8 protein-coding genes are annotated in these 8,426 nt (G+C 54.1%); 2 read left to right on the top strand and 6 right to left on the bottom strand.

All coding sequences use genetic code 11. From position 1 onward, the window contains the following. Positions 1-82 precede the first annotated feature (82 nt). Complete coding sequence (locus HXY34_08840) at positions 83-1,252, top strand: site-2 protease family protein (GenBank protein NWF96237.1); 1,170 nt, start codon at positions 83-85, stop codon at positions 1,250-1,252. Between the two features lie 402 nt (positions 1,253-1,654). Here HXY34_08840 and HXY34_08835 read toward each other — a convergent pair whose 3' ends face one another. From HXY34_08835 to HXY34_08810, 6 genes are all read right to left on the bottom strand, one after another. Beyond that, positions 1,655-2,383, bottom strand: a complete 729-nt coding sequence (locus HXY34_08835; GenBank protein ID NWF96236.1) for a hypothetical protein — start codon at positions 2,381-2,383, stop codon at positions 1,655-1,657. A gap of 19 nt (positions 2,384-2,402) precedes the next feature. Beyond that, entirely contained in the window at positions 2,403-2,600 is a 198-nt protein-coding gene (locus HXY34_08830) for a hypothetical protein (GenBank protein ID NWF96235.1), read from the bottom strand. 255 nt (positions 2,601-2,855) lie between these two features. Then, the gene (locus tag HXY34_08825; protein NWF96234.1) at positions 2,856-3,605 is read right to left on the bottom strand and encodes a hypothetical protein; all 750 of its coding nucleotides are present in this window, start codon (positions 3,603-3,605) and stop codon (positions 2,856-2,858) included. A 166-nt stretch (positions 3,606-3,771) separates the two neighbouring features. Continuing rightward, positions 3,772-5,046 carry a HAMP domain-containing histidine kinase gene (locus HXY34_08820; GenBank protein ID NWF96233.1) on the bottom strand — a complete coding sequence of 425 codons (1,275 nt, stop codon included), beginning with the start codon at positions 5,044-5,046 and terminating at the stop codon, positions 3,772-3,774. Positions 5,047-5,223: 177 nt separating this feature from the next. Beyond that, positions 5,224-6,258 (bottom strand): hypothetical protein, encoded by a 1,035-nt coding sequence (locus HXY34_08815; protein NWF96232.1) that lies wholly within the window; start codon positions 6,256-6,258, stop codon positions 5,224-5,226. Positions 6,259-6,458: 200 nt separating this feature from the next. Beyond that, positions 6,459-7,163, bottom strand: coding sequence for a TATA-box-binding protein (locus HXY34_08810; GenBank protein ID NWF96231.1), 705 nt, complete (start codon positions 7,161-7,163; stop codon positions 6,459-6,461). Between the two features lie 582 nt (positions 7,164-7,745). On the opposite strand from HXY34_08810, the gene HXY34_08805 reads away from it, so the two are divergent. After that, a partial coding sequence (locus HXY34_08805) for a hypothetical protein (protein ID NWF96230.1) occupies positions 7,746-8,426 on the top strand: 681 nt, incomplete at its 3' end.

The raw sequence follows: 8,426 nt of genomic DNA, 5'->3' as shown, positions 1-8,426 counted from the left end.
GGCGCGGGATGCTGCCTACTGCGCTACTGTTATATGAACAGAATCCTTCGTGAGACCTCAGTCAAGAAACAGGGGCCGCGACATGAGCTACGACGAACCTCAGTACACGCCTGTCATCAGCTACCCGACTTTCTCAGAGTTGATGTCTATTCTCTCGGAGAACTTCGAGGTTCTGCAGAGCGTTGTCGAATATGGCATGCCTGTCTTCGTCTTCCGATGGTACGGTCATGATCTTCCCACAGCGGAAGTACAGAGGGCGGTCTTTGCCAAGCTGGACTCTCAGGCCGAGGCTCTCAAGGTCTGGCCGGTGGTGCGATGGTACAGGAAAGAAGAAGGCCTCTACGTCGCACGATTCGTACCCATTCAGAAGGAGCCAAGCTCAGATGTCAGAATCAACTACGCGCTGTTCGTGGCCACCCTTGGGACCATCGCTTTCGGAGGCTTTCTACAGGCGTCCAACCCTGTCTTTCTGACTCTCTTCTATCCTAATGGCTATACAGTCTTTGACATTGCCCTGGTGACTATAGTCTTCATCGCATCCATAATGGGCATCTTTTTCACTCACGAGATGGGTCACTATCTCACCGCGAAGAAACGGAAGATTGAGGCCACTCTGCCCTACTTCATACCGGGCCTGCCAGAGCTGGGTGGGACTTTTGGTGCATTCATACGTCAGAAGAGTCCTCCAAAGAGTCGCACGGAACTCTTTGACCTCGGAGTTGCCGGGCCACTGGCTGGCTTTGCGGTGACCCTTGTAGCACTATTCGTCGGATTCATCCTCTCGGTGCCAGTCACCGCAGAGCAACTGGCCGCAGTCGATGAGGCCTTTCCGGACATGACCGGGTCTCTGCCTGTCCCAGCCATCTTCATCCTGCTGGAGATGCTATACTCGGACATGATTCCTGCGGGCGGAACACTCTATCTCCACCCTGTCGGGTATGCCGCATGGGTGGGATGCCTTGTCACAGCTCTCAACCTGTTTCCAACCAGTCAGCTTGATGGAGGCCACGCACTCAGAGCACTTGTTCCTTCACGCACACACAAGTACATCGGGTACTTCGCAATCGCATTGATGGCTCTGATGGGTTTCTTCCTGATGGCCATCCTGGTGATTCTTCTCTCTCAGGGAGGAGAGCACCCCGGTCCGCTTAATGACACGGTACCGATATCGGGCTTTCGCGCGTTTGTGTTTGTCGTCGCGATGGTTGTGCTCATTCTCTCAATACCCCCACTCGGAATCGCCCTGTTCTAGAGTTCCATGTGGTCTGCCCATCGCATGGCACTCACGGTACCTTGGGCACCTTCAGAGTGAGTACCGAGCCAACAGAATGACACTGTTCCGTGGCATCTTCGACAATGAGGTCCGCACGAAACACTCTGACAAACTCGGCCGCTGTGACGCGCCCTATTCCTAACGCGGTGAATGCCTTACCTCTCCAGTTGAGCGTTCTCTAAGGTGATCCGAATCCTATCGGTAGGTCGCGTCGTGGTCTTGGGTGATGCATATGTGGTGTGGTCGATGCAGTCGGGGTGACGGAGGCGGCCAACCCCGATGCAGAGAATATGTCAAGTATCCACATGTTTCCGGCAGGGAGTGCCTTCGAGGGCGATGCTCCTGCCGTGCGTCTGCTACCGTCTGCACACGAGAGACCGGTCATAGAACGAGAAGCATGATAGCAGTAAGGCTCCAGAGGGAGACAATCACAATGGTGATGACAGCAAGCCATCTCGGAACTCTGTCGGGCGCTGGGGCGTCAAGTACTTCGCTGATTCCTAGTGGTACGGGAGCAGGTTCTATCAGAGCAAGCGCCTGAGCCAAGTCCGAATCCGGCATGTGCGCGTACTTGTGCTCAAGGCGAACATGACTGTATTCTATTAGCATATTGAGACCGATACAGACGGATGTCATTCCCAGTACAGCATCAACCAGACCGAACTCGAAGGAAGAGATGACTGACTTGGCAATCGGCAAGGAAAGGAGTGTCAGCACTAGCGACACGGCAAGGAAAGGCAATACTGTTTGCACGTTTCTGTATGGTGTTGTGGTCGCCTTCCTCAGCAGGTCGATGTCTGAAGGGGAGGGTTCGCCCTCAGTCTTTGAAGCAACCCAGACAATCGCAGCGGAACGCCAAAGACTCAGAGTCAACGATGTGGCTAGGATCATTATTTCGAGGAACATGAGTATCCCCGCAACAATGATGAATGCAATAGAGAACAGGCTGGCCATAACTCCAGTATTGACTGGAGGCATACCAACCGCTGTGACCACCAGATAGAGGATTCCGATGATGACTGCTGATACTGAGGCCATTCTGAGATACGTAGCTAGTCGTGGGAACTGGAGATAATACTCGCCTTTCGACGAGGTCGTCTCTTCGGTCAAGGAATGCACCAGCGTCAAATCACAGCAAGGTGTATGCTGTCACTATTATAAAATCGATCAGCGATACGAAGAGTATGGCTGCGGATGCCGCAAGAGCTGCTCTAATCCATGGCTGGGCCCACGAAACACTCGCTCCGACTAGGCTTGCAGCTCTTCCGGCCAGAGCACTCAGTATGTACGCGGATCCCGGCAGTGCACCATGTAGCACCTTCTGCAATGCCAAGCCTGCAAGAAGGTTCATGAACGAAGAAACTATCGAAAGGAAGGAGGATACTCATGAAGCCTAGAACTATAATACCAGACCGAAACTTTCGCTTCGGTCGACCTGCAGCATTCCCGCCACCCACGATCTTGTCGTACTGAAACTCAAGGTAGACTCAGCATCAGCACAGGGTCCTGTGTCCCAGTTCCAAGCCAACCCATTGCTGGTCGAACAACTCGGTCTTGAAAGAACTCCGGATCATTCCAACACTCAGATGAGAAAGAGCAAATCGGTTATGCCAATCCAGAGGAATACCAAGATGTAGGTGAGGTTCATGACCCACACATCTACGGTGTTTCGTGGGGAGTCGTCTATGGAAGCATAATGCATGGTGACTCCTGAGAATCGCGACACCACAGCATGAATCTCATGAAGCCGAGCTGACTCTGACATTTCAATGTGGTTGTGGCTGCGAGTGCCCAGAGCTATATCAAGGACGAGGTTGATACACATGACGGAAGATGCGATAACCAGTATCACTATCTGAAGCAACGATGGTGGCTCGCCAAGGTGGAACCATGGCACCATCAGGCTCAGTAGTACTATCGTCAACCCAAGGACGAGCAGTGGGGCAGCTATCTTTGATCTCTTGTGGCAGTTCAGCATGATGGACCACAGCTCAGCGTCATCCCAGTCGGGGATACCCGAATCGTCGCAAATCTGTGCAGACAGTGCTGTGGCCAGCCAGTCATCGAATCTGACATAGGAGTACACCAATGCCGCTTCGTCCAGTACCAGAGATACTGTGACAAGTACCAGTAATCCCAGAAGAACTGCATGGACGAATTCAGGTGCACCAGAGAGCAGATATGAGATTGTGAGACATTGTGACACGGTTCCGACGACAATCGCAGACACAACCGAAGCTGCAAGTAGCGAGTGAACACTAGGACGTGCAAAGAGGCCTCCATTCGCATCTGCGTTCCAAGTGAACCCAACCATTCTTCTTCTCTCAACCATGCTCACAACTGCATATGAACCAGAAGAGCGTTACGGCAATCGATCCAGTTTCACACCACTCCTGCTGGATTGTGTGTGGTACCAATGGCTGTGCTCGTCCTCTTGTCGCTTCGTCGTTGGTTCGCCGCTTTCGGGAATGCGTTGCCATGTGTCCACTGTACACCATTCACGGGACCTTGGGCACCTTTAGAGTGAAGACTGAGCCCACGACACGACCATCACTCGCAATGTCATCAACGGAGAGGTCCGCGTCAAAGACTCTGGCGATCTCGCGCACCAAGACGAGCCCCATCCGTGAGGCGTTCGGCACTTGTCCCCCCTCGTTAAGCGCCCTCTTCAGTGCCACGGGCAGTCCTCCCGCGTTATCGGAGATTCTGAAAGTCACAGCATCTCCTGCCACGCACTCCAACACGATGCTTGGTCTTCCGACCGCGTGTCTAATCCCGTTATCGATGATGTTCCAGAGCGCTTGGCCAATGATGGGTGACACTCTGTCATGACTGTCTACACAACCGCGAACGGTCAAGCTGTCCTCATCAAGTCGGTGTTCTGCTCTGACACGTTCGACCAGTCTGCTGACAATCTCTGTGACCGGGCAGGCCTCCACCACTGGCGATACTGGAGCAAGAGACACCAATGCAGTGCGTGTCTCATTCATGAATCTGGAAGCGGCATCGAGGGCATCTCTTGCTGTCGCAATTGGCTTCATGTTCTTCGTTCCCGAGTCCTCGGCAAGCTCCAGGGCGCCTGATGCGATGTTAAGGAAGCTTCGAAGGTCGTGAGTCAGAATGCTGCTGATAGTGTGGGTGACCAGAAGCTCTCGTTCCAGACTGCTCTTGGTCAGCTCGATGGATGAGAGGAGCATTGCTGCTGTCACTGCGAGATGAGTCACATATTGAATTCCGCCAAAGATGGCGGGCACATCAAGAAACGGCATCAGCAAGAAGGGTAGATTTGCAGCAGACCACACGCATAGCACAACAGCTGACACGGTGTGCAGTAAAGGTTGTGGTCCCGGATACTGAAATAGCACCCTCGCCACTGCAACAGCGGCTACTGAAGTGACGAGGGCCGCCGGGATCACCAGTATCGTCGGGGGCAGAGCGGCTACAGACACAATCAGTGTCATCGCACAGGACAGAATCAGGATGGCTGCAGCTTGGATGAGGATGCCTCTTCTGACAGCCTGGTGGTGGTAGAACGCCCAGAATAGGAGCAATGCTGCCATCAGCTGCACCATGAGCCTCACCGACGGTAGCAGGAACGCGTCATAGTGAAGCGTGTCTGGGACCATGAGGACTAGCGCGTACATGAACTGTGAGACTGACCATGTCCTGTACCGTCTATCTCGCGAGAAGCCGCAGATTCCAATGAGCGCTACGAGAGCGAAGACCACCCCTCCAAGTATCTCCGCTGTTCCCATGATTTCGAGTTGTTGCAAAGCGTGACTTCCCAAGGTGCCTACCTGGCGTGTTGTGGCAATAGTGGCTACTATGATATGGTATATAATGCTATCCAATGCTGCCGCACTGACTGCTTGTCGGTTTGGAGTGCTGCCTCTATGAGAGTGTGTACTGACAGACTGCGACGGGCTGAACTACTGATGATAGAGTGTTTGCTATCTCAGTTTGATCTGTATCTCCCTCATGAGAGGCTTTAGACCTCGGATGAGCATCAACATCGCCAGAAGTATCATTACGGTGCCTGCTAGGCTGGCACTGACAGCGGCGCTGGCTGCAATGAGAGACTCATTGATGTCAATCCCCAACGCCTTGTTGACGACAAACGAGGTGAGTCCGAAGAAGCTTCCGCACATGGAGAAGAACGCCGGAACCCGCCTTGACACACTGATGCTCAGAGCACCAACGTTCAACTGGATTGGCTTGGCCTGCACAGTCACTCGGGTCTTCTCAGTACCAATCGGCTGGATTCGGCCGTCGGGCATTACCATGTGAAACTCAACTGTGAGGTCGAAGTCGCCCTCTTTGAGCGGGAGCACCTTAAATGCCGCTCGATTCTCCGTGTCCAGCTCCTCGACTCGGATGTCTCTTGACGCGGGCGAGATGTTACAGCCGGAGCACACCGGGACAACTCTGACATGCCCTGTCCTGGGCAGCCGGTAGACAGTCTCAGACTCATGTGTGGTTGCTCCCTCAGGTGGCACCACCTTGAACTCCGGTCGATGAAGTGACACGATGAGGTCGAACTCCTCTTCCAGACACATTCGTTCCCAGTAGATGAGAGATGCTTTCCTCTCAATGGATTGCACAGACTCATCCCGCGCAGTTGGTGTGATGCCATGTGAGGCAGACCCCGGCGAGGTCCGCAATGCGCCAGGCACAGCTGGAAAGGCACCCTCGAATGCTCTTGTACCAGTAGGTGCGGCCGTACCAGCAGAACTCTCTTCGGGTGCTGCGCTCGCAACAGGCCTGCTTCGGGGTCCAAGCGTATCCTCTTTCGTGATGACTTCTTCTTCGACGGGCGCCATCTTGGCAACCTCCCGTGATTGTCCTGACGAAGGCAACGGATGGAGGGCGGGCGCGGGGGCCGCGATGTCCGGCAGATTCGGTGTCTTCTTTCTGGTGACTGGTATGGATGCCACAAAGACAATCAGCGAGAGCAATATGAGTCCAAGAGCAAACAGATCTAGCACAGAAACACCCGCAACAGCCCGTGCAGCCGGTGCATAAATGACTTTCTGGAACTGACCCGCTTGGCGGTCAGACTGTCGACTGTTCCCTGACTCACCAGCGGTCTCCAATGTGCGGTCAGCGTGCAGTATAGTTGCAGCTCCGGCTGTCGTGGTTCGGCCGTCAAGTGACGAGTGTCCTGTCAATAAGGGAGTCGAGTCTGTCAGCCTTCGTGAATATACTCGTCCTCGTCTTCCTCGTCCTCGTAGTCCTCGTCGTCTTCCTTATCCTCCTCATCCTCTTCCAGTTCCTCCCCTTCCTGCTCCTCCTCGTCTTCGTCCTCTGCCCTCTGGCCCCAGTCCTCTCCCTCGGGGATTCGCATGACTCCCAGCTGGAGCAGTCTGTCCATCACTTTCTCTGCGGCCTCATCTATCTGAGGTTCAAACTTGGCGCCCGTGATGACCAGCTTGCCGCTTCCGAACAGGAGGATGACAACTTTGGGGTCTCGCATTCGGTAGATCAGACCGGGGAACTGCTCCGGCTCATACAGGGTGTTTTCCAGTTTCATCGCGGCGAGTTCCAGATTGAGTTCTGCGCCGAGGCTGGCGCTTGCGACAATGTTCTGGACGACAATCAGAGGCTTGCCGCTGATTTCTATGCCAGCTTCCCTGATGTTCTTCACAATCTTGTGTACAGCCCTTCTTGCTTCCTTCTCGGACTTGGCACCAGTACAGACCATCTTGCCGCTGTTGAAGATCAGCGTTGCTGTCTTGGGCTTCTTGAGCCTGTAGACCAGACCGGGGAATTGCTCAGGGTCGAACTCCACATTCGGCATCGTGGCGGCTATCTCGTCTAGGTCGAGTCGCTGCTTGAGTATCACTGAGGCCACAACATTCTCAATCTTCGTCTTTGGCTTGGGTCTTGGCATGTCCTGTGACTCCCTCGTGTTTATATGGGCGGTTTATATGCGAGATAGGTGACCCTATATAAGGTCGCTTATAAGCAGCTGTTGATGGACGCCTTTTAAGTATGTTGTGGAATGGGGATCTGTTGCATAACTCATCTGTTCACCCAGAAGAGATGGAGTGGTCGCTGTGCGTCATAGGCGATGCCTCTCAGGAACACATGTCATGGCCCTGATCGTACGTCAGGTCCATTGTAGCTCAACGGCCATCACACCACATTCTCTCTTCCCGAGTATTACATCAGTTCTGCAACAGACTCGTTTGACTCGAAGGATTCATACGTACCACTGACAGAGTCTCTTCTCTTCAAGACACCCCCTCGACTCTTCACGCAGGGCCGTGGAATGCGTGCAGTGGCTGTCGCACGAGCGCACCACCGGAGACGAAGACTGTCCAACTCAGTTGATGAGACGTCGCCACCGAGCATCGTTTGCTGCTGCCTGCCACAGTGGCATGGCGGCCGTAGTATCGCTGTGCGCCGAGCAGCATCAAGGCTATAATGGTATGCTCCACGCTCAGTACACGTCCCAAGGAGTCACATTGCTATGACCGATGATGAGTTCTCAGGTGACAGTGGAAGCTTTGACCGCGAGATCTACATTGAAACTATGAAAGATGACCCTCCTCTGAAGCGATACGTTTCGAGAGGCGACCAGCCAGACAGCATTGACATCCCCGGGCCTCATGAGGATGCCGACATGGCAATTGCACGGGCTATCCGGATGACAAGAAGCGACGGCACACCAAGACTACAGCCCGTCTTGGGCAGCGCCGGGATGGGCAAGACCCATCTCTTTTGGGTGCTGAAGGAACAAGAGAAGACAGGCACACTCGGCACGTTCACCGCAGTCTACGTTCCTTCGCCTCCCGCACCCGTTCGTGTCCCTCTCCACTTCTACGCATGTTTGGTGGATGAAGCGGGTGAGACCCTGTTCGAGCGAGCAGCGGACTCGATTCTTGCCGAGTTTGGAGAAAAGAAGGGGGTGATTCGTCATCGCTATGACTTCGATGATGTGATGTCCAAGGCTCTACTAAAGTACCCTGGCGTCGCTGCTGATGTTGTCAAGGCACTTCTGAAGTATAGACTGGATGAGCGACAGAGCGACCTTGCCAAGAGGTGGCTTCTGGGCGAAGCACTCTCCGAGGAGGACTTGGACACGCTCGATGTCCGGGCGATACTCGAAGAAGATGACCTCACCATGGCTGCACTGAAGCTCATGACCGAG

It is taken from the genome of Candidatus Thorarchaeota archaeon (genome assembly GCA_013388835.1).
In the GTDB taxonomy this organism is placed as follows: Archaea; Asgardarchaeota; Thorarchaeia; order Thorarchaeales; family Thorarchaeaceae; genus JACAEL01.
The sequence above is the reverse complement of the archived record's forward strand: the minus strand, read 5'-3'. Positions and strand labels throughout refer to the sequence as shown.